The sequence below is a fragment of the Pseudomonas helmanticensis genome, from assembly GCF_900182985.1.
In the GTDB taxonomy this organism is placed as follows: Bacteria; Pseudomonadota; Gammaproteobacteria; order Pseudomonadales; family Pseudomonadaceae; genus Aquipseudomonas; species Aquipseudomonas helmanticensis.
The window spans coordinates 4,535,473-4,559,440 of record NZ_FXUY01000001.1 but is presented as its reverse complement, the minus strand read 5'-3'; the positions used below and the strand labels follow the sequence as shown (position 1 = coordinate 4,559,440).

Below are 23,968 nucleotides of genomic sequence, written 5' to 3'. Positions count from 1 at the left end.
GCCTGCCGTCGAATGATTCGTCGGTCTGTCCCGCCACTTTCGAGATGGAGCATTTGTGCAGATGAGCACCCCAGCCAAGATCGCCCCGAAGCTGCCCGACAGCATTTTCCGCGCCTATGACATTCGCGGCACCGTGCCGGAATTCCTCAATGCCGAAACCGCTTACTGGATTGGCCGCGCCATCGGTTCGCAGAGCCTGGCCCAAGGTGAACCCAATGTTTCCGTCGGTCGCGACGGTCGCCTGTCCGGCCCGGAGCTGGTTGCCGAGCTGATTCGCGGTATCGCCGAAAGCGGCTGCCATGTCAGCGATGTTGGCCTGGTGCCAACGCCGGCGCTGTACTACGCCGCCAATGTACTGGCCGGCAAGTCCGGGGTGATGCTCACCGGCAGCCACAACCCGTCGAACTACAACGGCTTCAAGATCGTCATCGCCGGCGACACCCTCGCCAACGAACAGATCCAGGCCCTGCACGAGCGCCTCAAGACCAACAACTTGAGCAGCGGCGCGGGCAGCGTCACCCAGGTCGAGATCCTCGACCGCTACAACACCGAAATCGTCCAGGACATCAAACTGGCTCGGCGCATGAAGGTCGTGGTCGACTGCGGCAACGGCGCGGCCGGCGTGATCGCCCCGCAACTGATCGAAGCGCTGAACTGCGAAGTCATCCCGCTGTTCTGCGAAGTCGACGGCAACTTCCCCAACCATCACCCGGATCCGGGCAAGCCTGAAAACCTCGTCGACCTGATCGCCAAGGTCAAGGAAACCAACGCCGACATCGGTTTGGCTTTCGACGGCGACGGCGACCGTGTCGGCGTGGTGACCAACACCGGCAGCATCGTCTACCCGGATCGCCTGCTGATGCTCTTCGCCCGTGACGTGGTCGCGCGCAACCCGGACGCCGAGATCATTTTCGACGTCAAATGCACCCGTCGTCTGGTGCCGTTGATCAAGGAATACGGTGGTCGCCCGCTAATGTGGAAGACCGGTCATTCGTTGATCAAAAAGAAAATGAAACAATCCGGCGCGCTATTGGCCGGCGAAATGAGCGGGCACATTTTCTTCAAGGAGCGTTGGTTCGGTTTCGACGACGGTATCTACAGCGCCGCACGGCTGCTGGAGATCCTCAGCAAGGAAAAATCCACCGCGGAAGAGCTGTTTGCGACCTTCCCGAACGATATTTCTACGCCGGAAATCAATATCCATGTGACCGAAGAGAGCAAATTCAGCATCATTGATGCACTGCACGACGCACAGTGGGGCGCAGGCGCTGACCTGACCACCATCGACGGCGTGCGAGTCGATTACGCCAAAGGCTGGGGCCTGGTGCGCGCGTCCAACACCACACCGGTGCTGGTGCTGCGCTTCGAGGCCGATGACGAGGCTGAATTGCAGCGCATCAAGGATGTGTTCCACGCCCAACTGAAACGCGTTGCACCTGATCTCCAATTACCGTTCTGATCCACCCGGAGCCCTGAATGACCCTCGAACGCGAAGCCGCCGCCCATACCGCCCAGGTCTTGTCCGAAGCGTTGCCTTACATCCGACGTTATGTCGGCAAGACCCTGGTGATCAAATACGGCGGCAACGCGATGGAAAGCGAGGAGCTGAAAACCGGCTTCGCCCGCGACATCGTCTTGATGAAAGCCGTGGGCATCAACCCGGTGGTCGTGCACGGTGGCGGTCCGCAGATCGGTGATCTGCTCAAACGCCTGTCGATCGAAAGCCACTTCGTCGATGGCATGCGCGTCACCGACGCGGCGACCATGGACGTGGTCGAAATGGTCTTGGGCGGTCAGGTCAACAAAAGCATCGTCAACCTGATCAACCGCCACGGCGGCAGCGCCATCGGCCTGACCGGTAAAGATGCCGGGCTGATTCGTGCGAAGAAGCTCACTGTGACCCGCCAGACGCCGGAGATGACTCAACCGGAAATCATCGACATCGGTCAGGTGGGCGAAGTGGTCGGGATCAACACCGAACTGCTGAACCTGCTGGTCAAAGGCAATTTCATTCCGGTGATTGCGCCGATCGGTGTCGGTGAAAACGGCGAGTCGTACAACATCAACGCCGATCTGGTCGCCGGTAAAGTCGCCGAGGCACTGAAAGCCGAGAAGCTGATGCTGCTGACCAACATCGCCGGCCTGATGGACAAGTCGGGTACCGTGTTGACCGGCCTGAGCACGCAGCAGGTCGACGATCTGATCGCCGACGGCACCATCTACGGCGGCATGCTGCCGAAGATCCGTTGCGCGCTGGAAGCGGTTCAGGGCGGCGTGGGTAGCTCGCTGATCATCGACGGGCGCGTGCCGAACGCGATCCTGCTGGAAATCTTCACCGACACCGGTGTGGGCACGCTGATCAGCAATCGCAAGCGTCCGTAAACGCTGACGCAAACAAAAAGACCCCGCTCAGCCTGACTGAGCGGGGTCTTTTTTTGCCTGCAATTCCGAATTCTGCCGCCAACTCTCTGTAGGAGCTGCCGCAGGCTGCGATCTTTTGACGTTGGCTTTTAAAAACCGGATCAAAAGATCGCAGCCTTCGGCAGCTCCTACAGGGGAAGTGCGACAGACCAGCGTTATTACACGCCGAACTGGGCGCGGTATGCTTCGACGGCTGGCAAGTGTTGCTTGAGCTGCGGATCGTCGGCGAGGAACTCCAGCACCTGATTCAGCGAAACAATGCTGATCACCGGGATACCAAAGTCACGCTCGACTTCCTGGATCGCCGACAACTCTCCGTTGCCACGCTCCTGACGATTCAGGGCGATCAGCACGCCGGCAGCCTTGGCGCCGTCCTGGGAAGCGATGATCTGCATCACTTCGCGGATTGCCGTGCCAGCCGTAATCACGTCATCGATGATCAGTACGTCGCCGGTCAGCGGCGCGCCAACCAGGCTGCCGCCTTCGCCGTGGGCCTTGGCTTCCTTGCGGTTGAAGCACCATGGCAGGTCACGGTCGTGATGCTCGGCCAGCGCGACGGCAGTGGTTGCCGCCAGCGGGATGCCTTTGTAGGCCGGGCCGAACAGTACGTCGAAGGGAATACCGCTTTCGACGATGGCTGCCGCGTAGAAACGCCCCAGCTGCGCCAGGGCCGAACCCGAGTTGAACAGGCCGGCGTTGAAGAAGTAAGGACTGGTGCGCCCGGACTTCAGGGTGAACTCACCGAAGCGCAAAACGCCGCGATCGATGGCAAAACGAATGAAATCGCGCTGATACGCTTGCATGAAAAAAACCCCAAATACCACGGATTTAGCTAATTAGCTTGACGCCGTGTATCATACACGCACGCGATTTTTGGGGCCATTTATGCGGATCATCAGTGTGAACGTCAATGGTATTCAGGCTGCAGTCGAGCGTGGTTTGCTCAGTTGGCTGCAAGCACAGAATGCCGACGTCATCTGCCTGCAGGACACCCGTGCCTCCGCCTTTGAACTGGATGACCCAGCCTTCCAACTGGATGGCTACTTCCTTTATGCCTGCGATGCTGAAGTCCCTGCCCAAGGTGGCGTGGCTTTGTATTCGCGGTTGCAACCGAAGGCTGTCATCAGCGGTCTCGGTTTCGAGACGGCCGACCGCTACGGGCGCTACCTGCAAGCAGATTTCGACAAAGTCAGTATTGCCACCTTGCTGTTTCCTTCGGGGATGAACGGCGATGAGGACTTGAACCAGAAGTTCAAGCTCATGGACGACTTCGGCAAATACCTGGACAAACAGCGACGCAAACGTCGCGAGTACATTTATTGTGGCTCGCTGTATGTTGCGCAGCAGAAGCTCGACATCAAAAACTGGCGCGACAGCCAGCAATCACCGGGCTTCCTGGCGCCAGAACGCGCCTGGATGGACGAGATTGTCGGCAACATGGGCTACGTCGATGCCTTGCGCGAAGTCAGCCGTGAAGGCGACCAGTACAGCTGGTGGCCGGACAACGAGCAGGCCGAGATGCTCAATCTGGGCTGGCGCTTCGACTACCAGATCCTGACCCCGGGCTTGCGGCGCTCCGTGCGCAGCGCACGCCTGCCGCGTCAGCCACGGTTTTCGCAGCATGCGCCGCTGATCGTCGACTACGACTGGACGCTGACCATCTAAGCGTCGATTCGCAGATGAAAAAATGCCCGTATCGCAAGATGCGGGCATTTTTTTGCGCGTCAGTTCGAGCCGGATCCGAACTCAGACTGCCGCGAAGAATGGCAGGGCCAGATACAGCTTGATCACAATGACATTGATAATGTCGATGAAGAACGCGCCCACCATTGGCACCACCAGAAAGGCAATCTGCGAAGGGCCGTAGCGCTGCGTCACTGCCTGCATGTTGGCAATAGCGGTCGGTGTGGCGCCGAGACCGAACCCGCAATGCCCGGCAGCCAGAACAGCGGCATCGTAGTTGCGACCCATCACCCTGAACGTCACGAAGATCGCGAAGAGCGCCATGACCAGCGCCTGCACCGCCAGAATGATGAAGATCGGCAAGGCCAGTGCCGCCAGATCCCACAACTTCAGCGACATCAGGGCAATCGCCAGAAACAGCGACAGACTGACATTGCCCAGCACCGAAACTTCACGCTCGAACACCTGATACAGGCCAAGCGCCGACAGACCGTTGCGCAGCACCACGCCGACGAACAGCACACAGACGAACGTCGGCAGCTCGAACGCGGTGCCGTGCAGCAGACCATTCAACAGATTGCCAGCCAACAGGCTGACAGCGATCAGTGCCAACGTTTCGATAAACGAAAATGGCGTGATCGAGCGCTCTTTGTTCGGCTGCTCGAAACCCTTTGGCAGGCGCGGCGCTTCCTGGTGATTGCAGCCGGGCACTGTCACGCGCTTGATCAGTAAACGAGCAACCGGCCCACCGATCAACCCGCCCAGCACCAGACCGAACGTCGCAGAGGCCATCGCCAGCTCGGAGGCGGAAGCCAAACCGTACTTCTCACTGAACACCGTCCCCCATGCCGCACCGGTGCCGTGACCGCCCGCCAGGGTGATCGAGCCTGTCAGCAGGCCCATCAATGGGTCGAGTCCGAGCAGGGTGGCCAAGCCGATACCCATCGCGTTCTGCACCACCAGCAACCCGGTGACTGCCAGCAGGAATATTCCGACGATGCGCCCGCCTTTCTTCAGGCTGGCGAAATCCGCACTCAGACCGATGGTGGCGAAAAAGGCCAGCATCAACGGCGTTTGCAGGGAGGTATCGAAGCGCACTTCAATATCGAATGCTCGTAGCAGCAATAGGATCAAGGCAACCAGCAGGCCACCCGCTACAGGTTCAGGAATATTGTAACTACGCATGAAACCAACACGTGTAACTAGTCCGCGCCCCAGCAGAAGTACCAAGGAGGCGGCCACTAGCGTTCCGTAAAAATCGAGCTGAATCATTTGGATAATTCTTGGCTATTTATTCAGAGGCGAACTTTTTACCTGGGCACGCCTCATGAACCGGCTGATTGTCTCAACACTGATTACTAAGAAATTCAAGAGCCTTCGATGGCTTGAACATATCGAAATATTTCAGGAGCAATATTACGCCGGGCAACTTTAACAACCGCCAAAGCCCATTGCCAAGGCCCTTGGCTAGCACCGGCGCCTGCAGTTGTGACTAGATATGTAACTGCGGAATTTATACGGAATTCAAAATAACCATCGCCATCAGAAATTTCCTACACACGAAAGTCGGCCAAGTTAGTTGCAAAAATAAAAATGCCCTGACATGTCAGGGCATTTTTTAAATCATTGCAAACTGCGATAAAATTATTTATTTGATCAGCCGCCAGGTAAACGGATAACGATACGGAAACCCTTCGTTAGCCTTCACACCAGCAATAATGGTCAAAATCAGCGCGCCGATGGCCAACAGGCCAAACAGGAAGAAGCCAATAATCAGCACCATCAGCAGGAAACAAATCGCCGAAGCAATCGCCACGGTGATCTGAAAATTCAAAGCTTCTTTACCCTGCGCATCGATGAACGGGTCCGTCTCGCGTTTCATCTGCCAGAGGATCAGCGGCCCGATCAACGTGCCGAACGGAATCCAGATCCCCAGCAAGGCGGACAAGTGACAAAACATCGCCCACTGGCGAACCTCCTGGCTCGGCTTGGGCAGCAGCTCTTGCTCATCACTCATCGCGGACTCCTTGCGGTTATGAATCGGTTCAGTCAGCCAGTGCGGATTTTTGCAGTTCGAAGATTTCGTTCATGCCTTTCTTGGCCAGTTCCAGCATGGCGTTGAGGTCTTCAGGCTGGAACGGTGCACCTTCGGCGGTGCCCTGCACTTCGATGAAACCACCGGTGCTGGTCATGACGACGTTGAGGTCAGTCTCGGCAGCGGAATCTTCAAGATAGTCCAGATCCAGCACGGGTTCGCCCTGATACATGCCGACCGACACCGCAGCGATCATTTGCTTGAGCGGGTCGCCACCTTTCAGGCCACCGCGCTTCTTGATCACTTTCAATGCGTCAACCAGAGCAACCATGGCGCCGGTGATGGATGCGGTGCGGGTGCCGCCGTCAGCCTGGATCACGTCGCAGTCGACGTACAGAGTGACGTCGCCCAGTTTCGACATGTCCAGCGCAGCGCGCAGGGAACGGCCGATCAAACGCTGGATTTCCAGGGTACGACCACCCTGCTTGCCACGGCTGGCTTCACGCTGGTTTCGCTCGCCGGTGGCGCGCGGCAGCATGCCGTACTCGGCGGTCAACCAACCCTGGCCCTGGCCTTTAAGGAAACGCGGCACGCCGTTTTCGACGCTGACGGTGCAGATGACCTTGGTATCACCGAATTCGACCAGTACAGATCCCTCGGCGTGTTTGGTGTAGTTGCGGGTAATGCGGATCGAGCGGAGCTGATCGGCAGCGCGACCACTTGGACGTTTCATAGGGAATACCTGTACTGGGGACGGAAAACTGCCGAGCATTATAGAGCGGCGCACCGCAACTGGGCACTTGTTAAAAATTTCGGCGGCTCACCGAGGCCGGTGAAACGCGCATTGCCGACGGGCTGCAGCCCTTTGTCACACCGTGTGTTTGGGCGCATTCGCCGCACTGCGCTACAATCCTGCGCCTTTGCTGCCTGTCGGCATGAATTCATTGATATCGCGCTCGCGGAACCCTCGTTTCGCGCCGATCTGCATTGCGAGGTTACCGCCATGGTGCACAGCATGACCGCCTTCGCCCGCGTCGAGAAAGCCGGCGCCCAGGGCACCCTGAGCTGGGAATTGCGCTCGGTCAACAGCCGCTATCTGGAACCGCACCTGCGCCTGCCGGAGTCGTTTCGCGATCTCGAAGGCGCCGTGCGTGAAGCACTGCGCCAAGGCCTGTCGCGCGGCAAACTGGAATGCACGTTGCGTTTCACTGAAGAAAGCACCGGCAAGCCGTTGCAAGTCGATCGCGAGCGCGCCGCGCAACTGGTGGCCGCCGCCGAGACCGTCGCCGGCCTGATCAAGAACCCGGCCGCCTTGAACCCGCTGGAAGTGTTGGCCTGGCCCGGCGTACTGGTCGCCGATGCGAGCGATCCACAGGCGCTGAACGCCGATGCGCTGGCGCTGTTCAATCAAGGCCTGAAAGAGCTGAAAGCCGGCCGCGAGCGCGAAGGCGCGGAGCTGGCGCGGTTGATCAACGAGCGTCTGACTTCGATTGAAGAAGACGTCGTGACCCTGCGCGAGCTAGTGCCACAGATGCTCGCCACCCAACGCCAGAAAGTCCTCGACCGCTTTGCCGACATGAAGGCGGAGATGGATCCGCAGCGCCTGGAACAGGAAATGGTCATGCTCGCGCAAAAGAGCGACGTGGCCGAAGAACTGGATCGGTTGAGCACCCACATCATCGAAGTTCGCCGGGTGCTCAAGTCCGGCGGAGCGGCCGGGCGTCGCCTGGACTTCCTGATGCAGGAGCTCAACCGCGAAGCCAACACACTGGGCTCCAAGGCCTTCGATCCGCGCAGCACCCAAGCCGCCGTCAACCTCAAGGTGTTGATCGAGCAGATGCGCGAACAAGTGCAGAATATTGAGTAAGGCAATCCCGACATGACCCACAGCACCGGCACCCTGTACATCATTTCCGCCCCCTCGGGCGCGGGCAAGAGCAGCCTGGTCAAGGCTTTGACCGACGCCAACGCGGAAATCCGCGTTTCGGTTTCGCACACCACCCGCGCCATGCGTCCGGGCGAAGTGGACGGCGTGAACTATCACTTCGTTTCCCGCGAAGCGTTTGTGAAGATGGGCGAACACGGCGATTTCCTTGAGCGCGCCGAAGTCTTCGGCAACCTCTATGGCACCTCGCAAAGCCACCTGCAGCAAACCCTCGACGCCGGCCACGACCTTATTCTGGAAATCGACTGGCAAGGCGCCGAGCAAGTGCGCAAGCTGATGCCACAGGCGCGTTCGATCTTCATTCTGCCGCCGTCGCTGCAAGCGTTGCACTCGCGCCTGACCAACCGAGGCCAGGACAGCGACGAGATCATCGACGGTCGCATGCGTGAAGCGGTCAGCGAAATGAGCCACTACGTCGACTATGACTACCTGATCATCAACGACGATTTCGCCCACGCGCTGGACGATCTGAAGGCGATTTTCCGTGCTAATCAGCTCATTCAGAAGCGTCAGCAACAGCTTCACGGCAAATTGCTGGCCGAATTGCTCGGTTAATCAGCACTTCCCAAAACGCCTGCAAGCGCTTTACATTGGCACTTGCAGCGCGTTGAAGAGCTTGGTTAAAAAATCAGCGCTTCCCTAATCGCTGGTGATTTTTTAAACTGTTGAGTCCGCTCGCCCAACCGGGCAGCGCGCATATTGCATTCGCTCCGAGGAATACCATGGCCCGCGTAACCGTTGAAGACTGCCTGAACCACGTGGAAAACCGTTTTGAGCTGGTCATGCTCTCTACCAAACGTGCCCGTCAACTGGCCACCGGCGGCAAAGAGCCACTGGTTCAGTGGGAAAACGACAAGCCTACCGTTGTAGCGCTGCGTGAAATCGCTGAAGGCCTGATGAGCTACGAGTTCATCGCCGAGCAGGAAATCGTCCAGGATGAACCGCTGTTCGCAGCGTTCGAGGACGAGTCCAACGAGGCCGTCTAAGCCTATGCCTGGTCGACGTAGCACGGCGCGGGGTCACAACCTACGGCAGGAATCATCATGCCGAGCATAGACGCCCTCGCCGATCGCTTATCGACCTACCTCGGCAACGACCAGGTCAACCTGGTCCGCCGAGCGTATTTCTACGCCGAACAAGCCCATGACGGTCAACGCCGTCGCAGTGGCGAGGCGTACGTCACGCACCCCCTTGCCGTGGCGAATATTCTTGCCGACATGCACATGGACCATCAGAGTTTGATGGCTGCGATGCTGCATGACGTGATCGAAGACACCGGTATCGCCAAAGAAGCGCTGCAAGCGCAGTTCGGTGAAACCGTGGCCGAACTGGTCGACGGGGTCAGCAAACTGACCCAGATGAACTTCGAGACCAAGGCCGAAGCCCAGGCGGAAAACTTCCAGAAAATGGCCATGGCCATGGCGCGCGACATTCGCGTGATCCTGGTCAAGCTCGCCGACCGCCTGCACAACATGCGCACGCTGGAAGTGCTGTCCGGCGAAAAACGCCGGCGCATCGCCAAGGAAACCCTCGAAATCTACGCGCCCATCGCCAACCGGCTGGGCATGCATGCGATCCGCATCGAATTCGAAGACCTCGGCTTCAAGGCCATGCACCCCATGCGTTCCGCGCGGATCTACCAGGCGGTCAAACGCGCCCGGGGCAACCGCAAGGAAATCGTCAACAAGATCGAAGAATCCCTCGGCCATTGTCTCGCCATCGACGGCATCCAGGGTGAAGTCAGCGGTCGCCAGAAACACCTCTACGGCATCTACAAGAAAATGCGCGGCAAGCGTCGGGCCTTCAACGAGATCATGGACGTCTATGCGTTCCGGATCATCGTCGACAAGGTCGATACCTGCTACCGCGTGCTAGGCGCTGTACACAATTTGTACAAACCGTTGCCGGGGCGTTTCAAGGATTACATCGCGATCCCCAAGGCCAACGGCTATCAGTCGCTGCACACCACGCTGTTCGGCATGCACGGTGTACCGATCGAGATCCAGATCCGTACCCGCGAAATGGAAGAGATGGCCAACAACGGCATCGCCGCCCATTGGCTGTACAAGTCCAGCGGTGACGAGCAGCCGAAAGGCACTCACGCCCGCGCCCGTCAGTGGGTCAAAGGCGTGCTGGAAATGCAGCAACGTGCCGGCAACTCGCTGGAATTCATCGAGAGCGTGAAGATCGACCTGTTCCCGGACGAGGTCTACGTGTTCACGCCAAAAGGCCGGATCATGGAGCTGCCGAAAGGCTCCACGGCGGTCGACTTCGCCTACGCGGTGCACACCGACGTCGGCAACAGCTGCATCGCCTGCCGGATCAACCGTCGTCTCGCGCCGCTGTCCGAACCGCTGCAAAGCGGCTCCACGGTCGAGATCGTCAGTGCCCCCGGCGCCCGACCGAATCCGGCGTGGCTGAATTTCGTGGTGACCGGCAAGGCACGCACGCACATCCGCCATGCGCTGAAACTGCAACGCCGCTCCGAATCCATCAGCCTCGGCGAACGTCTGCTGAACAAGGTGCTCAACGGTTTCGACAGCTCGCTGGAGAAGATCCCGGCCGAACGCGTCAAGGCGATGCTTACCGAGTACCGCCTCGAACTGATCGAAGACCTGCTCGAAGACATCGGCCTCGGCAACCGCATGGCCTACGTGGTCGCCCGCCGCCTGCTCGGCGAAGGCGAACAGTTGCCAAGCCCGGAAGGCCCGCTGGCGATTCGTGGTACCGAAGGCCTGGTCCTCAGCTACGCCAAGTGCTGCACGCCGATCCCGGGCGACCCGATTGTCGGGCACCTGTCGGCGGGCAAAGGCATGGTCGTGCACCTCGACAACTGCCGCAACATCAGCGAAATCCGGCACAACCCGGAAAAATGCATCCAGCTCTCGTGGGCCAAGGATGTCACCGGCGAATTCAACGTCGAACTGCGTGTCGAGCTGGAACACCAACGCGGCCTGATCGCGTTGCTGGCCAGCAGCGTCAACGCGGCCGACGGCAATATCGAGAAAATCAGCATGGACGAACGCGATGGTCGCATCAGCGTGGTCCAGTTGGTGGTCAGCGTCCACGACCGTGTGCACCTGGCCCGCGTGATCAAGAAACTGCGCGCTTTGACCGGGGTGATCCGCATCACCCGCATGCGTGCATAACTCAACCATTACAAGGAGTCATACATGACCAAGACTGTTATCACCAGCGACAAGGCCCCGGCCGCCATCGGTACTTACTCCCAGGCGATCAAGGCTGGCAATACCGTTTACATGTCGGGTCAGATTCCTCTGGACCCAAAAACCATGGAACTGGTTGAAGGCTTCGAAGCCCAGACCGTCCAGGTGTTCGAGAACCTCAAAGCCGTGGCCGAAGCGGCCGGTGGTTCGTTCAAGGACATCGTCAAACTGAACATCTTCCTCACCGACCTGAGCCACTTCGCCAAGGTCAACGAGATCATGGGCAAATACTTCGACCAGCCGTACCCGGCTCGCGCCGCCATCGGCGTTGCTGCCCTGCCAAAGGGTTCGCAAGTTGAAATGGATGCCATCCTGGTCATCGAGTGATGCGCACGGCGCGGCCCTCAACGCCGCGCCGACTGCTCTGCAAGAAAAGGTTTTGAAAGGATTCCACCATGCGCAAAGCGCTAGCTCTCTCGCTGCTCGCCATTTTCCTCGGCGGCTGCGCCAGCAACCCTGCCGACCGTGACATCAGCGGCACCTGGATCAATCAGGTGGCGATCGATGCCGCAGCCAAGGGCGGCCCCCTGCGCGAAGCGCTTCAGGCCTACGGCCCGAATCTGGAATGGGACGTCAACACCAAAGCCAGTCAGGCTCGCTACACCAACGGTTTTGAGAACGTCGAAGGACGGCTGCTGGGTGAAAAATCCGGCACCTGGAAAGTCGACTTCTATGGCAGCTCCGCCAGTGAGCTGAAACGCGACGGCGGGCAACTGCAACAGGCCGCCAGCGAGAACGAACCGGAACAGTTGTTTGACCGTGCGCAAATCCCGGTACCGGGAGGCGCGCCGATCGGTGCCAGTTTCGAACGTGCGCTGTATTCGGCCTACCTGGGCGGTAACTGGACAATCGCCAGTGGCCAGGGCGAAGGCAGCACCGTGCAGTTCCAGGCTGATGGCCAGGTCAGCGGTTTGCCGGGGGCGGATCGTTATGCCCTGTGCCTGGCGGGCGATTGCGCGTCGATGAGCAACGGCAACGACAGCATGTGGCTGCAACAGAACGGCCAGGGCAATAACTGGATCTTTGTGCGCAAAGGCAAAGAGCTGGAAATCCTGCAAGCGGTGAACTCCGCTCAAGCGGACGAACAACCGCAGTTCACCGCTGGTGAGCGCAAGTGGTTGCTCGAAAAGCAGTAATCCACCTCTGAAAACGCAGACCTTCCCTGTAGGAGTGAGCCTGCTCGCGATAGCGGTGTAACAGTCAGCACAAGTGTTGAATGTTATGGCCTCATCGGGAGCAGGCTCACTCCTACAGTTGTTTTGGGGTGTCTCAAGGTCAGCATTTACCTTCGAGGATCGCGGCGTAACCTTCGCGATAGGTTGGGTACTTCGGCGTCCAGCCCAAGGCTTTCGCCCGCTCATTGCTGCAACGCTTGCTGCCCGTGCGCCGCACACTGGCATCGTCGGCCCATTCGGTTACGCCCAGGTATTCACGCAGCCATCCGACTACTTCCGCCAACGGTGCCGGCGCATCGTCAACGCCAATATAGAAATCCTCCAGCTTCACGCCCTGCCGATCTTTCTCCAGCAGAAATGCCAGCAACCCGGCGGCGTCGTCAGCATGGATCCGGTTGCCATACAGCGGCGGCTCAACCGCCACGCGATAACCGCGACGCACCTGAGTCAGCAGCCATTCGCGGCCCGGGCCGTAAATACCGGTCAGGCGCAGGATGCTCGCCGGGATCCCGCTATTGAGGGCAACTTGCTCCGCTTCGAGCATCAGCCGTCCGGAATAACCGGCGGCGACCGTTGCCGATGTCTCGTCAACCCACTCCCCCCCCTGCTGCCCGTACACACTGCTGCTGGAAACGAAGATCAGCCGTTCAGGTGTTTGCCCGTAGTCATCCAGCCAGCTCAGCACATTCTGCAGACCCTGCACATAAGCTGCGCGGTAACCGGCTTCATCGTGATCAGTCGCTGCTGCGCAATACACCAGGTAATCCACCGCCCCCACCGGCCAGGTCGCCGGGCAGTCTTCGTTGAACAGGTCGCCGGCAACGCCGATGACACCGTCAGGCAGCTTGGAAATGTCCCGGCGCAGGCCATGAACTTCCCAGCCGGCCGCCAGCAATTGCGCGGCCAGACGACTGCCGACATCACCACAACCGGCAATCAAAACAGAAGGCGCGGACATCAAAAAACTCCTATCGGAAAGGCACAGACTAGCGCCGACAAAGGACGAGCGGCTAGCAATGCAGGAAAAAAAGATACTCTATTACTTTTGTTAACAAGAATTACTTGCAATAATGCAGGCCACTTTTGCTCTCGGCCTCACGAGGCCTGGAAGAGCACTAAACGTTTTTCTATCTCAGGTCCGGCCAGCATGACACGTAATCAATTCCCCGCTTCGCCAACCAAACGACCTCGCGCCTGGAGCGCGGTGGCGGCTCTGTTGCTCAGCCTGATGCTGGCACCGACTGCCGCTTTTGCCGACGCTCAGGCACCTGCAACGCCAGCCGCCACCGAGCAAAGCGCACCAGCCGCCGCTCCTGCTACCCCGGCCGCCACCGATCCGGTGCAAGCCGTCGACGCTGCCGATGTGCCTGAAGTCCTCGAAGCCGACAACAGCCTGGGCATGGCCCACGACCTGTCGCCATGGGGCATGTACCAGAACGCCGACATCATCGTGAAAATCGTGATGATCGGTCTGGCCATCGCGTCGATCATCACCTGGACCATCTGGATCGCCAAAGGCTTCGAGCTGATCGGCGCCAAGCGTCGTCTGCGTGGTGAAATCGCTGCGCTGAAAAAAGCTACCACCCTTAAAGAAGCCAGCGCCACCGCAGGCAAGGAAGGCACCCTCGCCAACCTGCTGGTGCACGACGCGCTCGAAGAGATGCGCCTGTCGGTCAACAGCCGTGAGAAAGAAGGCATCAAGGAACGCGTCAGCTTCCGTCTCGAGCGCCTGGTTGCAGCCTGTGGCCGCAACATGAGCAGCGGCACCGGCGTGCTCGCGACCATCGGTTCGACCGCGCCGTTCGTCGGTCTGTTCGGTACCGTCTGGGGCATCATGAACTCCTTCATCGGCATCGCCAAAACCCAGACCACCAACCTTGCCGTTGTCGCGCCAGGTATTGCTGAAGCACTGCTGGCCACCGCACTGGGTCTGGTTGCAGCGATTCCAGCCGTGGTGATCTACAACGTGTTCGCCCGCTCCATCGCCGGTTACAAGGCGCAGGTTTCCGACGCATCGGCAGAAGTTCTGCTGCTGGTCAGCCGCGACCTCGACCACCAGCCTGAGCGCAGCTCGCAGCCGCACATGGTCAAAGTGGGGTAATCGGCCATGGGCCTGCATTTGAAAGAAGGCGCAGACGACGATCTGGCCGAGAACCACGAAATCAACGTCACGCCGTTCATCGACGTGATGCTGGTGCTGTTGATCATCTTCATGGTGGCTGCTCCGTTGGCCACTGTGGATATCAAAGTCGACCTGCCTGCCTCGACCGCCAAACCGGCGCCGCGGCCGGAGAAACCGGTGTTCCTCAGCGTAAAAGCTGATCAGCGCCTGTTCATCGGCGAAGACGAAGTGACGCCAGAAACCCTCGGCGCCTTCCTCGACGCCAAGACTCACGGCAAGAAAGACACCACGATCTTCTTCCAGGCCGATAAAGGCGTGGATTACGGCGACCTGATGAGCGTGATGGACAAACTGCGCGGCGCCGGTTACCTGAAGGTCGGCCTGGTCGGACTTGAGACGGCAGCCAAGAAATGATCAAGACGCGCCATAAGCTGACGCGTTACGGCGGGAGCCTGGCCGTGGTGCTGGGCGTTCACGCGCTGGCCATCGCGCTGGCGCTGAACTGGACCGCCCGCCCGCCCATCGAATTGCCACCGCAGGCAATGATGGTCGAGCTGGCACCGGTTCCGGCACCGCCACCGCCGGCACCGCCGAAAGTCGTCACCCCGCCGCAGCCGCCGGCTCCGGTCGAAGAGCTGCCGATTCCGAAACTGGCCGAAGCACCCAAGGCCGAAATTGCCGTGCCGAAGCCCAAACCGAAGCCGAAGCCAAAACCTCAACCGCCAAAACCGGTCGAGAAGCCGCAACCGGTGAAGGAGAAACCTTCCGAGGAAAAACCGGCTGAAACCCAACAGGCTCAGGCCCCGTCGGAGAAATCCGCGCAACCTGCACCGGGCCCGTCACCGGCACAGGTAGCGGCCAAAGCCAGTTGGCAAGGCACTCTGCTCGCGCATTTGGCGAAGTACAAAAAGTACCCGCAAAGTGCACAGATGCGTGGCAAAGAAGGCTTGAACCGCTTGCGCTTCGTGGTGGATGCCGAAGGTAACGTGTTGTCGTTCGAACTGGTGGGCCGTTCTGGCAACGCCGATCTGGACCGGGCCACCCTGGAAATGATCCGCCGCGCCCAACCGCTGCCCAAGCCACCGGCCGACATGTTGACCAATGGCTCGATCGAAATTGTTGCGCCGTTTGTTTACTCCCTCGAGAAACGCCGCCGTTAAATAGCAAGATCAAAAGATCGCAGCCTTCGGCAGCTCCTACATTGGAATGCATTTCCCTGTAGGAGCTGCCGAAGGCTGCGATCTTTTGCTTTTTGCCTCGGTCGCATTCCACACTCACTCTGATAACGTGCGTCTATCGATTGCAGCCGGTATGCTTGGCCCGCATCTTCATGGACGCTTGCTATGACCCTCACAGAATTACGCTACATCGTTACCCTCGCCCAAGAGCAGCATTTCGGCCACGCCGCCGAACGTTGCCACGTCAGCCAGCCGACCCTGTCGGTGGGCGTGAAAAAGCTTGAAGACGAACTCGGTGTGCTGATTTTCGAGCGCAGCAAAAGCGCCGTGCGCCTGACCCCGGTCGGCGAAGGCATCGTCGCCCAGGCGCAGAAAGTCCTCGAGCAGGCTCAAGGCATCCGCGAACTGGCCCAGGCCGGCAAAAACCAGCTGACCGCGCCGCTGAAAGTCGGCGCGATCTACACCGTCGGCCCGTACCTGTTCCCGCACCTGATTCCACAACTGCACCGGGTCGCCCCGCAGATGCCGTTGTACATCGAAGAAAACTTCACCCACGTGCTGCGCGACAAACTGCGCAACGGCGAACTCGACGCGATCATCATCGCCCTGCCGTTCAACGAAGCTGACGTGCTGACCCTGCCGCTCTACGACGAGCCGTTCTACGTCTTGATGCCGGCCCAGCACCCGTGGACGCAAAAAGACACCATCGACGCCGGCCTGCTCAACGACAAGAGCCTGCTGCTGCTCGGCGAAGGCCACTGCTTCCGCGACCAGGTTCTCGAAGCCTGCCCGACCCTGACCAAGGGCCACGACGCCGCCAAGCACACCACGGTCGAATCCAGCTCGCTGGAAACCATCCGCCACATGGTCGCCTCCGGTCTGGGCATCTCGATCCTGCCGTTGTCGGCCGTCGACAGCCATCACTACGCTCCCGGCGTGATCGAAGTGCGCCCGCTGTCGCCGCCGGTGCCATTCCGCACCGTGGCCATCGCCTGGCGCGCAAGCTTCCCACGGCCGAAAGCCATCGAGATCCTCGCCGACTCCATTCGCCTGTGCTCGGTGGCCAAGCCAGCGGCACCGGTTACAGCCGGTTAAGCGAGCGTCATGACTGAGCTGTCGCAAGTGTCGGTGACGGCACTCAAGGGTGTCGGCGAAGCCATGGCCGAGAAATTGGCCAAGGTCGGTCTGGAGAATCTTCAGGACGTGCTGTTCCACCTGCCGCTGCGCTATCAGGATCGCACCCGCGTGGTGCCGATCGGTGCGTTGCGGCCGGGACAGGACGCCGTGGTCGAAGGCACCGTCAGCGGCGCCGACGTGGTCATGGGCCGCCGCCGCAGCCTCGTCGTGCGCTTGCAGGACGGCACCGGTGGTCTGAGCCTGCGCTTCTATCATTTCAGCAACGCGCAGAAAGAAGGCCTCAAGCGCGGCACGCGGGTGCGCTGCTACGGCGAAGCCCGGCCCGGCGCGTCAGGCCTGGAAATCTACCACCCGGAATACCGCGCCATTACCGGTGACGAACCGCCGCCAGTGGATGAAACCCTGACCCCGGTCTATCCGCTCACCGAAGGCCTGACGCAACAGCGCCTGCGCCAGTTGTGTATGCAGACGCTGACCCTGCTCAAGCCCGATACCCTGCCCGACTGGCTGCCGACTGAACTGGCGCGCGACTATCAACTGGCGCCACTGGCCGACGCGATCCGCTACCTGCATAACCCGCCCGCCGATGCCGATGTCGACGAACTCGCCCTCGGCCATCACTGGGCGCAGCATCGCCTCGCCTTCGAAGAACTGCTGACCCATCAGTTGTCGCAACAACGTCTGCGGGAAAGCATGCGTTCGTTGCGCGCGCCAGCGATGCCGAAAGCCAAGAAGCTGCCGCCAAAATACCTGGCCAACCTCGGCTTCAACCCGACCGGCGCCCAGCAACGCGTTGGCAACGAAATCGCCTACGACCTCAGCCAGCACGAGCCGATGCTGCGGCTGATTCAGGGCGACGTGGGCGCGGGTAAAACTGTGGTTGCTGCCCTCGCCGCGTTGCAAGCGCTGGAGGCCGGTTATCAAGTCGCGCTGATGGCGCCGACCGAGATCCTCGCCGAACAACATTTCATCACTTTCAAGCGCTGGCTCGAACCGCTGGGCATTGAAGTGGCGTGGCTGGCCGGCAAGCTCAAAGGCAAGAACCGCGTCGCCGCGCTGGAGCAGATCGCCAGCGGTACGCCGATGGTGGTCGGCACCCACGCGCTGTTCCAAGACGAAGTACAGTTCAAGAATCTGGCGCTGGTGATCATCGACGAACAGCACCGCTTCGGCGTGCAACAGCGTCTGGCGCTGCGACAGAAAGGCGTCGGCGGGCGCATGTGCCCGCATCAACTGATCATGACCGCCACGCCGATTCCCCGCACCCTGGCGATGAGCGCCTACGCCGACCTCGACACCTCGATCCTCGACGAACTGCCGCCCGGTCGAACCCCGGTCAATACCGTGCTGGTCACCGACACCCGCCGCGTCGAAGTCATCGAACGGGTGCGCGGTGCCTGCGCCGAGGGCCGTCAGGCCTATTGGGTGTGCACGCTGATTGAAGAGTCGGAAGAGCTGACCTGTCAGGCAGCCGAAACCACCTTCGAAGACCTCACCCTCGCCCTCGGCGAATTGAAAGTCGGCCTGATCCACGGGCGCATGAAGCCCGTCGAGAAGGCCGCCGTCATGGCCGAATTCAAGGCTGGCAACCTGCAACTGCTGGTCGCCACCACAGTGATCGAAGTCGGCGTCGACGTGCCCAACGCCAGCCTGATGATCATCGAAAACCCCGAGCGTCTGGGCCTCGCGCAACTGCACCAGTTGCGTGGTCGGGTCGGCCGGGGCAGCGCCGCCAGCCATTGCGTGCTGCTTTACCATCCGCCGCTGTCGCAGATCGGTCGTCAGCGTCTTGGCATCATGCGTGAGACCAACGACGGTTTCGTCATCGCCGAAAAAGACCTCGAATTGCGCGGCCCCGGCGAAATGCTCGGCACCCGCCAGACCGGTCTGCTGCAATTCAAAGTCGCCGACCTGATGCGCGACGCCGACTTGTTAACCGCCGTACGCGACGCCGCACAAGCCTTGCTGGAACGCTGGCCAACCCACGTCAGCCCGTTACTCGATCGCTGGTTGCGCCACGGGCAGCAATACGGCCAAGTGTGAGCACCGTCGCAGTTTCTGACAGATCGTTCCGACCAAGCTGGTTATACTCCTGCCATTGTTTCAAAAACGGATACAGATCATGACCGAAGCCGCTCTCGCCCCCGAATCCCCGCACGCGCCGTCTGTCATTCGGCTGCTGCTAGGCAAACTCGGGATCGCCTACGAAGAAGTGCTCGACCACCACGGCCTCAATGCTTCGCGCAAGGTACAAGCCGTGTTGCTGGACGACGCCGTCGGCGCGCTGATGGTGCTGTTTCCGCAGAGCCAATTGCTCGACCTCAATCGCCTCGCCGAACTGACTGGCCGGCGCCTGACCGCCGTGTCGACCGAACGCCTGGAAAAGATGCTCGGCAAACACAGCCTGAGCCTGCTGCCGGGCCTGCCGGCGCTGACCAGTTCGCCGTGCCTGTATGAAGAAAGCCTGCTGCGCGAACCGAAGTTGCTGATCAACTCCGGCGAGCCGGGCCTGCTGCTGGAAATCGCCAGCGAAGACTTCAAGACCATGCTGACCAAGGCCAGCGCCGCCAACTTCGGCGAAGCCCTGAACAGCATCCGCCCGAACCTCGACCGCCCGGACGATGACCGCGAGGAAATCACCCAGGCCGTGCAAGCGTTCACCGCGCGGCGCATTCAGCAGCGTCTGGAAGCGACTATCGAGATTCCGCCGCTGGCTGAAACCGCGCAAAAAATCATCAAGCTGCGCGTAGACCCCAACGCCACCATCGACGACATCACCGGCGTGGTCGAAACCGACCCGGCGCTGGCTGCCCAAGTAGTGAGCTGGGCGGCATCGCCGTACTACGCTTCGCCGGGCAAGATTCGTTCGGTGGAAGACGCGATCGTCCGTGTGCTCGGTTTCGATCTGGTGATCAACCTCGCGCTCGGCCTGGCCCTCGGCAAGACCCTGAGCCTGCCGAAAGACCACCCGCAACACACCACGCCGTACTGGCAGCAGTCGATCTACACTGCCGCCGTCATCGAAGGCCTGACCCGCGCCATGCCACGCGCTCAGCGCCCGGAAGCCGGCCTGACTTACTTGGCCGGTCTGCTGCACAACTTTGGTTATCTGCTGCTGGCCCACGTGTTCCCGCCGCACTTCTCGCTGATCTGCCGCCACCTGGAGGTCAACCCGCACCTGTGCCACAGCTACATCGAGCAACACCTGCTGGGTATCAGCCGCGAACAGATCGGCTCGTGGCTGATGCGCTACTGGGACATGCCGGACGAGCTGGCCACCGCCCTGCGCTTCCAGCACGACCCAAGCTACGACGGCGCCTACGCCGAATACCCGAACCTCGTCTGCCTGGCCGTACGCCTGCTGCGCAGCCGCGGCATCGGCTCCGGCCCCGACGAAGACATCCCCGACGCCCTGCTCGACCGCGTCGGCCTGAGCCGCGACAAAGCCAACGACGTCGTCAGCAAAGTCCTCGAAGCCGAAGTCCTGCTACGCGAACTGGCCTCGCAATTCAGCCAGGCCTAAACGCAATCGCGAACAGGCTCACTCCTACAAGGTTTAGGTGACCTCCTGTGGGAGCGAGCTTGCTCGCGAAGAATCCAGCTCGGTCTACCAGACCGCCCCTGATCGTTCCCACGCTCCGCGTGGGAATGCATCCCGTGACGCTCCGCGTCACCAAAGGCTCAAACCTTAGGCTTAGCCTTCCTCGGCACCAAATACTTCATCAACCCTTGAAACCACATCACCAGCGCCGGATTGCCCTTGAGCTGGATCGACTTGTCCTGAATCCCCTGCATAAACGCCAACTGCTTGTTCTTCGCCTGCATCGTGGCAAAGCCATAACCGGCATCTTTAAACGCAATCGCAAACGCCGGCTCCGCCACCACGCCAGACTTGCTGGTGATGCGCTGATCCTTGACCACGAAATGCCGCGCCACTTTCCCATCCAGCGTCTGCAGCTGAAACACCAGATCCTTGTCACCCAACTGCTGTTGGAACGCAGGATTTGTCCGGCTGGCCTTACCCATCAACAAACCCATCATCCACAGAAGAAAACGAAATTTCATGCGCACAGCCTCAAAAGGAAAATGAACGGCCGAGGCAGTGTAAGGGATTCGGACGATAACGCCAGTATCTGACACTGTTGGAAGAGGATGCAGACCATTTCCCGCACGATGACCGCCAAGTCACGATTCCGCAGGCAACGTCCTACACCTGTTGAAACACATCCCTGTAGGAGCTGGCGAAGCCTGCGATCTTTTGATCTTCCGCCCCGCGAATCTATGGGAAATTTCCTGCAAAGTGCGGTGCTGTCCATGAACTAGGCGGGTTGGTACGGTGGGGATAGGCTTTGTGGGTCGCCGCAAAATCGGTGATACGGACGTGCAAGTCCAGACTCGTCATGCATTCAGTTATGGCTATTCGCCGAGTGTTTTCCTATGCTCGCGAACTGTTATGGCGGCTGTGTATGGGAGGCCTTCGGGTCTGCCGGTTTCCGAGTCCGGTCTTGCACACCTATACACAGCTGCCACCCTTTCGAAGCAAGCGAAACGGTGTTGGCTCCATAACTCGGAAAATACCTATGATCAAACCAACACCCAATCCCCCCGAAACCCCAGACATATCGCCCTACGAATCCCTGGAATCAAAGAAATTCCACGAAGCCGCCGAACGCGCCCTCGACCACCACTTCAAACCGCCCATCGAACCGCACCCCAAACGCGAAACCGGCCTCTTCAGCCTCTCCCCCGGCACCGACGCCGAAGCCCTCATGGCCAACGCCTCCGAAGACCTTCTGTCCATCAGCGTCATCGCCTGCGACCTCGCCGACGACCTCCACGGCTCCCGCCGCTCGGTGGCACTGGCCCTGAGCAGAATGGCGGACGGGGTGAGATTGATGGTGGAAGGGACGCTCGACCAGATTGAAGTGCGAAGCGTGGCGGCCAAGCCGTAGCGAGATTTGCGGATGAAAAAAGGGGACGTTAAGTCCCCTTTCTGCAACTGTCTGTAGAAATCCAGACGAAAAAAAGCTGCCAATCACGGCAGCTTTTTTTGAGAATCCGAAACCGTCAGCCGGCCAGTCGACCGACGGGCTCAAAATCAGAACCTTTGGCCAACGCAACATCCAGAAAACGGCTGCGCTTACCGGAACGCTTAGCCAAAACTTCACGAGCTTCAGCCTGGAACCGGGCAGCCATCATAGGCTTTGGTTCATGTTTGGACTTTTTCATAGAGACCCTGCGGGTATCGCGATTTGAGCGGATATTAGAGGCGCGGCTCCCCCAATAACAAGTCAACTACAATGGAATATTGAGTCCTCTTCTGTCAGCGGACAGGTAAACAAAACGCAGGAAACGCTTTTAAACCAATCATTGCATCAACGATTCATAGGCAACTGAAAACGCATACGAACAATGCAATAAGCAAAGTCTTCACGAAACAGCCGACCAGCCATTTCGCAGTGCCCATCAGCGTATTGTTTCCAAAACGGATCGTCGAAGGCTGCTCCCCCCAATCGCTCCATCGAAGTCGCCAGTCCTTTTTCCCGGTCCTGCCCAGCCATGGCCGTGGCGGCTTTGTAAAAACCGTCCAGCGGTAACCCGGTTTGCAGAGCAATCAACTCTCCCAAACGTGCGTTGGTTGTTTGCACCAGACACCCAAGCCTATCAATCGGCGCTTCAGCACCCGGGAACGTGCCTTGATAGATCTCCTCGCAAAACCCTTCTTTGAAGCGCACCCATTTCTTCTGCACGTCTTTGAGTTGCATCTTTTCCGCGGGCGCCAAACTGACCAGCGCTTTCTTATATTGCTCATTCAGCATTGCATCGACTTTCTCGAAAGTCTGCTGACCGCAGATGATCAAATCGCGATTGGTAAAGCTGTCAGGATTGCAGGCTTCCTGCGCATGCGCTGGAACCAGCGAAGCAGCCAAAAAAACACCCGCGATCAGCTCAAAGAACGTCTTGAGTTTGATCATGATCCGGATCCGCCAACACTGCGCTCAGCTACCCGCGCAGGAATCTTCGACGCCTTTCCCGCTTCCGACATACGCGATGCGTATTGCTTGTACGCCGGCACCGCTCGCTCTTTATCGTTCATAGCCCAATAGCTATCTGCGAGATTCAGGTAGGCCACCGTCCGCTCTGGATTGTGTGCAATTACCGCATTCAACAGTTCAATGGACTCAGCGTAGTAACCCGCCTCGCCGAGCAGAAAACCGAGGTCGTTGGACCAGCCGGGATGCTGCGGGTAGTAGTACTTTGCGACGATATAGCTATCCGGGGGACAAGTGTCATGCGAGCCACCGCCCATTAACGCGTAGCTCATCGTATTCTTGAAGGAAAAGTCATCACCCTTTCGGTAGGCTGCCAGCGCCATATTCAGCAAATCAGCCGAATCGACTGTCATCAATTTCTTTCTCACGCCCTCAATACTGCCAGTATGAGCAACCTGCAGCTTCTGCAGCGCCTCACGCCCATCGAAAGAGGCGAGAGTGATCGGGCCCAATGTCTGCACCGGCAACTCCACTACGCTGACAAGCGACCGATCACAGGAGTCGTTATTCGCCACTTCCAGCAGAGTTTTCAGCTCAAACTGCTTTGAGCTTCTATTGAAGGCGAACAACAGGTTGAAGTTGTAAACCGCGTTATCTTCTTCGCTAGTTACCAGCGCGATGTAATCCCCAGCCTCAACGAACGGCTGTTTGACCACAGCTTCCTCAGCCTGTGGATCAATGACGGTCATGACGCCATGGCGACCTTTGAGTACATGGACGCTGAAGACTCCCTGAAGAGCGGACGAGTACTGACTCTTGATCAGAGGCAGCGCCTTCGACGTATCGAGCAATATGTCCTCGTCACGCGCTTGTTCCGGCGCAATCAACAATCGGTTAGAAACTTCGTCCGCATCGCTCGCCAGCACAAACACCTTTTGCCGTGATGCATCACCCAGCAAGCTAGCCGGAATTTCCTTGAGGACTTGCGGGGCAGAAAATGCGTAGGAAGTGGATAGAAGCCCAAGGCTCAACACGATAAAGCGGAAGAACAT

The 23,968-nt window shown here is 59.4% G+C and carries 24 protein-coding genes and 1 pseudogene; 16 read left to right on the top strand and 9 right to left on the bottom strand.

From position 1 onward, the window contains the following. Window positions 1-82 precede the first annotated feature (82 nt). Both QOL84_RS20290 and argB read left to right on the top strand, forming a co-directional pair. A pseudogene (locus QOL84_RS20290) lies at window positions 83-1,459 on the top strand (phosphomannomutase/phosphoglucomutase); the annotation flags it as partial. 17 nt (window positions 1,460-1,476) lie between these two features. Beyond that, the gene (argB, locus tag QOL84_RS20285) at window positions 1,477-2,382 is read left to right on the top strand and encodes an acetylglutamate kinase (RefSeq protein ID WP_003229488.1); all 906 of its coding nucleotides are present in this window, start codon (window positions 1,477-1,479) and stop codon (window positions 2,380-2,382) included. A 197-nt stretch (window positions 2,383-2,579) separates the two neighbouring features. Here argB and pyrE read toward each other — a convergent pair whose 3' ends face one another. After that, on the bottom strand, window positions 2,580-3,224 hold the full coding sequence (gene pyrE, locus QOL84_RS20280; RefSeq protein ID WP_008038033.1) for an orotate phosphoribosyltransferase: 645 nt from the start codon (window positions 3,222-3,224) through the stop codon (window positions 2,580-2,582). 82 nt (window positions 3,225-3,306) lie between these two features. Between pyrE and QOL84_RS20275 the strand changes: the two genes are divergently transcribed. Next, complete coding sequence (locus QOL84_RS20275) at window positions 3,307-4,086, top strand: catabolite repression control protein Crc (RefSeq protein WP_016772543.1); 780 nt, start codon at window positions 3,307-3,309, stop codon at window positions 4,084-4,086. An 81-nt stretch (window positions 4,087-4,167) separates the two neighbouring features. Here QOL84_RS20275 and gltS read toward each other — a convergent pair whose 3' ends face one another. The 3 genes from gltS to rph form a co-directional block, all read right to left on the bottom strand. Continuing rightward, on the bottom strand, window positions 4,168-5,376 hold the full coding sequence (gene gltS / locus QOL84_RS20270) for a sodium/glutamate symporter (RefSeq protein WP_283438343.1): 1,209 nt from the start codon (window positions 5,374-5,376) through the stop codon (window positions 4,168-4,170). A 376-nt stretch (window positions 5,377-5,752) separates the two neighbouring features. Further along, a complete protein-coding gene (locus QOL84_RS20265; protein ID WP_129386528.1) occupies window positions 5,753-6,121 on the bottom strand; it encodes a DUF4870 domain-containing protein in 369 nt (122 codons plus the stop codon). Between the two features lie 28 nt (window positions 6,122-6,149). Further along, the gene (gene rph / locus QOL84_RS20260) at window positions 6,150-6,872 is read right to left on the bottom strand and encodes a ribonuclease PH (RefSeq protein WP_129386531.1); all 723 of its coding nucleotides are present in this window, start codon (window positions 6,870-6,872) and stop codon (window positions 6,150-6,152) included. Between the two features lie 270 nt (window positions 6,873-7,142). On the opposite strand from rph, the gene QOL84_RS20255 reads away from it, so the two are divergent. The 6 genes from QOL84_RS20255 to QOL84_RS20230 all read left to right on the top strand — a co-directional run bounded on the left by QOL84_RS20255 (window position 7,143) and on the right by QOL84_RS20230 (window position 12,447). Next, window positions 7,143-8,006, top strand: coding sequence for a YicC/YloC family endoribonuclease (locus QOL84_RS20255; protein ID WP_283438342.1), 864 nt, complete (start codon window positions 7,143-7,145; stop codon window positions 8,004-8,006). Window positions 8,007-8,018: 12 nt separating this feature from the next. Next, window positions 8,019-8,639, top strand: a complete 621-nt coding sequence (gene gmk / locus QOL84_RS20250) for a guanylate kinase (protein WP_129386538.1) — start codon at window positions 8,019-8,021, stop codon at window positions 8,637-8,639. A 167-nt stretch (window positions 8,640-8,806) separates the two neighbouring features. After that, window positions 8,807-9,070, top strand: coding sequence for a DNA-directed RNA polymerase subunit omega (rpoZ, locus tag QOL84_RS20245; RefSeq protein ID WP_016985812.1), 264 nt, complete (start codon window positions 8,807-8,809; stop codon window positions 9,068-9,070). A 57-nt stretch (window positions 9,071-9,127) separates the two neighbouring features. Continuing rightward, window positions 9,128-11,233, top strand: a complete 2,106-nt coding sequence (spoT, locus tag QOL84_RS20240; protein ID WP_007920338.1) for a bifunctional GTP diphosphokinase/guanosine-3',5'-bis pyrophosphate 3'-pyrophosphohydrolase — start codon at window positions 9,128-9,130, stop codon at window positions 11,231-11,233. Between the two features lie 24 nt (window positions 11,234-11,257). Beyond that, complete coding sequence (locus tag QOL84_RS20235; protein WP_003229509.1) at window positions 11,258-11,638, top strand: RidA family protein; 381 nt, start codon at window positions 11,258-11,260, stop codon at window positions 11,636-11,638. 68 nt (window positions 11,639-11,706) lie between these two features. Further along, complete coding sequence (locus QOL84_RS20230) at window positions 11,707-12,447, top strand: putative periplasmic lipoprotein (RefSeq protein WP_283438341.1); 741 nt, start codon at window positions 11,707-11,709, stop codon at window positions 12,445-12,447. A 139-nt stretch (window positions 12,448-12,586) separates the two neighbouring features. On the opposite strand, the gene QOL84_RS20225 is transcribed toward QOL84_RS20230, so the two are convergent. Then, window positions 12,587-13,444, bottom strand: a complete 858-nt coding sequence (locus QOL84_RS20225) for an SDR family oxidoreductase (RefSeq protein ID WP_283438340.1) — start codon at window positions 13,442-13,444, stop codon at window positions 12,587-12,589. 189 nt (window positions 13,445-13,633) lie between these two features. Here QOL84_RS20225 and exbB point away from each other — a divergent pair, with 189 nt between their 5' ends. From exbB to QOL84_RS20195, 6 genes are all read left to right on the top strand, one after another. After that, window positions 13,634-14,587 carry a tonB-system energizer ExbB gene (gene exbB, locus QOL84_RS20220; RefSeq protein ID WP_283438339.1) on the top strand — a complete coding sequence of 318 codons (954 nt, stop codon included), beginning with the start codon at window positions 13,634-13,636 and terminating at the stop codon, window positions 14,585-14,587. Between the two features lie 6 nt (window positions 14,588-14,593). Beyond that, window positions 14,594-15,022 carry a TonB system transport protein ExbD gene (gene exbD / locus QOL84_RS20215; protein WP_129386550.1) on the top strand — a complete coding sequence of 143 codons (429 nt, stop codon included), beginning with the start codon at window positions 14,594-14,596 and terminating at the stop codon, window positions 15,020-15,022. Then, window positions 15,019-15,768: an energy transducer TonB family protein gene (locus QOL84_RS20210; protein WP_129386553.1), complete on the top strand. Its 750-nt coding sequence runs from the start codon at window positions 15,019-15,021 to the stop codon at window positions 15,766-15,768. The genes exbD and QOL84_RS20210 overlap by 4 nt, the downstream gene beginning before the upstream one ends. Window positions 15,769-15,951: 183 nt before the next feature. After that, a complete protein-coding gene (locus tag QOL84_RS20205) occupies window positions 15,952-16,881 on the top strand; it encodes a hydrogen peroxide-inducible genes activator (protein WP_283438338.1) in 930 nt (309 codons plus the stop codon). 9 nt (window positions 16,882-16,890) lie between these two features. Continuing rightward, window positions 16,891-18,966, top strand: coding sequence for an ATP-dependent DNA helicase RecG (gene recG, locus QOL84_RS20200; RefSeq protein ID WP_283438337.1), 2,076 nt, complete (start codon window positions 16,891-16,893; stop codon window positions 18,964-18,966). A gap of 79 nt (window positions 18,967-19,045) precedes the next feature. Continuing rightward, a complete protein-coding gene (locus QOL84_RS20195; protein ID WP_283438336.1) occupies window positions 19,046-20,446 on the top strand; it encodes an aminoacyl-tRNA deacylase and HDOD domain-containing protein in 1,401 nt (466 codons plus the stop codon). A 158-nt stretch (window positions 20,447-20,604) separates the two neighbouring features. On the opposite strand, the gene QOL84_RS20190 is transcribed toward QOL84_RS20195, so the two are convergent. Continuing rightward, window positions 20,605-20,988 carry a helicase gene (locus QOL84_RS20190; protein WP_129386565.1) on the bottom strand — a complete coding sequence of 128 codons (384 nt, stop codon included), beginning with the start codon at window positions 20,986-20,988 and terminating at the stop codon, window positions 20,605-20,607. Between the two features lie 515 nt (window positions 20,989-21,503). Here QOL84_RS20190 and QOL84_RS20185 point away from each other — a divergent pair. Beyond that, a complete protein-coding gene (locus tag QOL84_RS20185; protein ID WP_283438335.1) occupies window positions 21,504-21,875 on the top strand; it encodes a DUF6124 family protein in 372 nt (123 codons plus the stop codon). Window positions 21,876-21,990: 115 nt separating this feature from the next. On the opposite strand, the gene QOL84_RS20180 is transcribed toward QOL84_RS20185, so the two are convergent. From QOL84_RS20180 to QOL84_RS20170, 3 genes are all read right to left on the bottom strand, one after another. Further along, window positions 21,991-22,152, bottom strand: coding sequence for a hypothetical protein (locus QOL84_RS20180; RefSeq protein WP_163012154.1), 162 nt, complete (start codon window positions 22,150-22,152; stop codon window positions 21,991-21,993). A gap of 146 nt (window positions 22,153-22,298) precedes the next feature. After that, window positions 22,299-22,898 carry a lysozyme inhibitor LprI family protein gene (locus tag QOL84_RS20175; protein ID WP_283438334.1) on the bottom strand — a complete coding sequence of 200 codons (600 nt, stop codon included), beginning with the start codon at window positions 22,896-22,898 and terminating at the stop codon, window positions 22,299-22,301. Next, window positions 22,895-23,968, bottom strand: coding sequence for a tetratricopeptide repeat protein (locus QOL84_RS20170; protein WP_283438671.1), 1,074 nt, complete (start codon window positions 23,966-23,968; stop codon window positions 22,895-22,897). The genes QOL84_RS20175 and QOL84_RS20170 overlap by 4 nt, the downstream gene beginning before the upstream one ends.

Coding starts and splice junctions, on each gene's coding strand:
- gltS (WP_283438343.1), bottom strand. CDS start 5,376: ATGATTCAGCTCGATTTTTACGGAACGCTAGTGGCCGCCTCCTTGGTA.
- QOL84_RS20265 (WP_129386528.1), bottom strand. CDS start 6,121: ATGAGTGATGAGCAAGAGCTGCTGCCCAAGCCGAGCCAGGAGGTTCGC.
- QOL84_RS20195 (WP_283438336.1), top strand. CDS start 19,046: ATGACCGAAGCCGCTCTCGCCCCCGAATCCCCGCACGCGCCGTCTGTC.
- QOL84_RS20205 (WP_283438338.1), top strand. CDS start 15,952: ATGACCCTCACAGAATTACGCTACATCGTTACCCTCGCCCAAGAGCAG.
- QOL84_RS20235 (WP_003229509.1), top strand. CDS start 11,258: ATGACCAAGACTGTTATCACCAGCGACAAGGCCCCGGCCGCCATCGGT.
- QOL84_RS20210 (WP_129386553.1), top strand. CDS start 15,019: ATGATCAAGACGCGCCATAAGCTGACGCGTTACGGCGGGAGCCTGGCC.
- rpoZ (WP_016985812.1), top strand. CDS start 8,807: ATGGCCCGCGTAACCGTTGAAGACTGCCTGAACCACGTGGAAAACCGT.
- exbD (WP_129386550.1), top strand. CDS start 14,594: ATGGGCCTGCATTTGAAAGAAGGCGCAGACGACGATCTGGCCGAGAAC.
- QOL84_RS20180 (WP_163012154.1), bottom strand. CDS start 22,152: ATGAAAAAGTCCAAACATGAACCAAAGCCTATGATGGCTGCCCGGTTC.
- QOL84_RS20175 (WP_283438334.1), bottom strand. CDS start 22,898: ATGATCAAACTCAAGACGTTCTTTGAGCTGATCGCGGGTGTTTTTTTG.
- QOL84_RS20255 (WP_283438342.1), top strand. CDS start 7,143: ATGGTGCACAGCATGACCGCCTTCGCCCGCGTCGAGAAAGCCGGCGCC.
- pyrE (WP_008038033.1), bottom strand. CDS start 3,224: ATGCAAGCGTATCAGCGCGATTTCATTCGTTTTGCCATCGATCGCGGC.
- QOL84_RS20275 (WP_016772543.1), top strand. CDS start 3,307: ATGCGGATCATCAGTGTGAACGTCAATGGTATTCAGGCTGCAGTCGAG.
- rph (WP_129386531.1), bottom strand. CDS start 6,872: ATGAAACGTCCAAGTGGTCGCGCTGCCGATCAGCTCCGCTCGATCCGC.
- QOL84_RS20170 (WP_283438671.1), bottom strand. CDS start 23,968: ATGTTCTTCCGCTTTATCGTGTTGAGCCTTGGGCTTCTATCCACTTCC.
- gmk (WP_129386538.1), top strand. CDS start 8,019: ATGACCCACAGCACCGGCACCCTGTACATCATTTCCGCCCCCTCGGGC.
- QOL84_RS20230 (WP_283438341.1), top strand. CDS start 11,707: ATGCGCAAAGCGCTAGCTCTCTCGCTGCTCGCCATTTTCCTCGGCGGC.
- exbB (WP_283438339.1), top strand. CDS start 13,634: ATGACACGTAATCAATTCCCCGCTTCGCCAACCAAACGACCTCGCGCC.
- QOL84_RS20190 (WP_129386565.1), bottom strand. CDS start 20,988: ATGAAATTTCGTTTTCTTCTGTGGATGATGGGTTTGTTGATGGGTAAG.
- argB (WP_003229488.1), top strand. CDS start 1,477: ATGACCCTCGAACGCGAAGCCGCCGCCCATACCGCCCAGGTCTTGTCC.
- spoT (WP_007920338.1), top strand. CDS start 9,128: ATGCCGAGCATAGACGCCCTCGCCGATCGCTTATCGACCTACCTCGGC.
- recG (WP_283438337.1), top strand. CDS start 16,891: ATGACTGAGCTGTCGCAAGTGTCGGTGACGGCACTCAAGGGTGTCGGC.
- QOL84_RS20185 (WP_283438335.1), top strand. CDS start 21,504: ATGATCAAACCAACACCCAATCCCCCCGAAACCCCAGACATATCGCCC.
- QOL84_RS20225 (WP_283438340.1), bottom strand. CDS start 13,444: ATGTCCGCGCCTTCTGTTTTGATTGCCGGTTGTGGTGATGTCGGCAGT.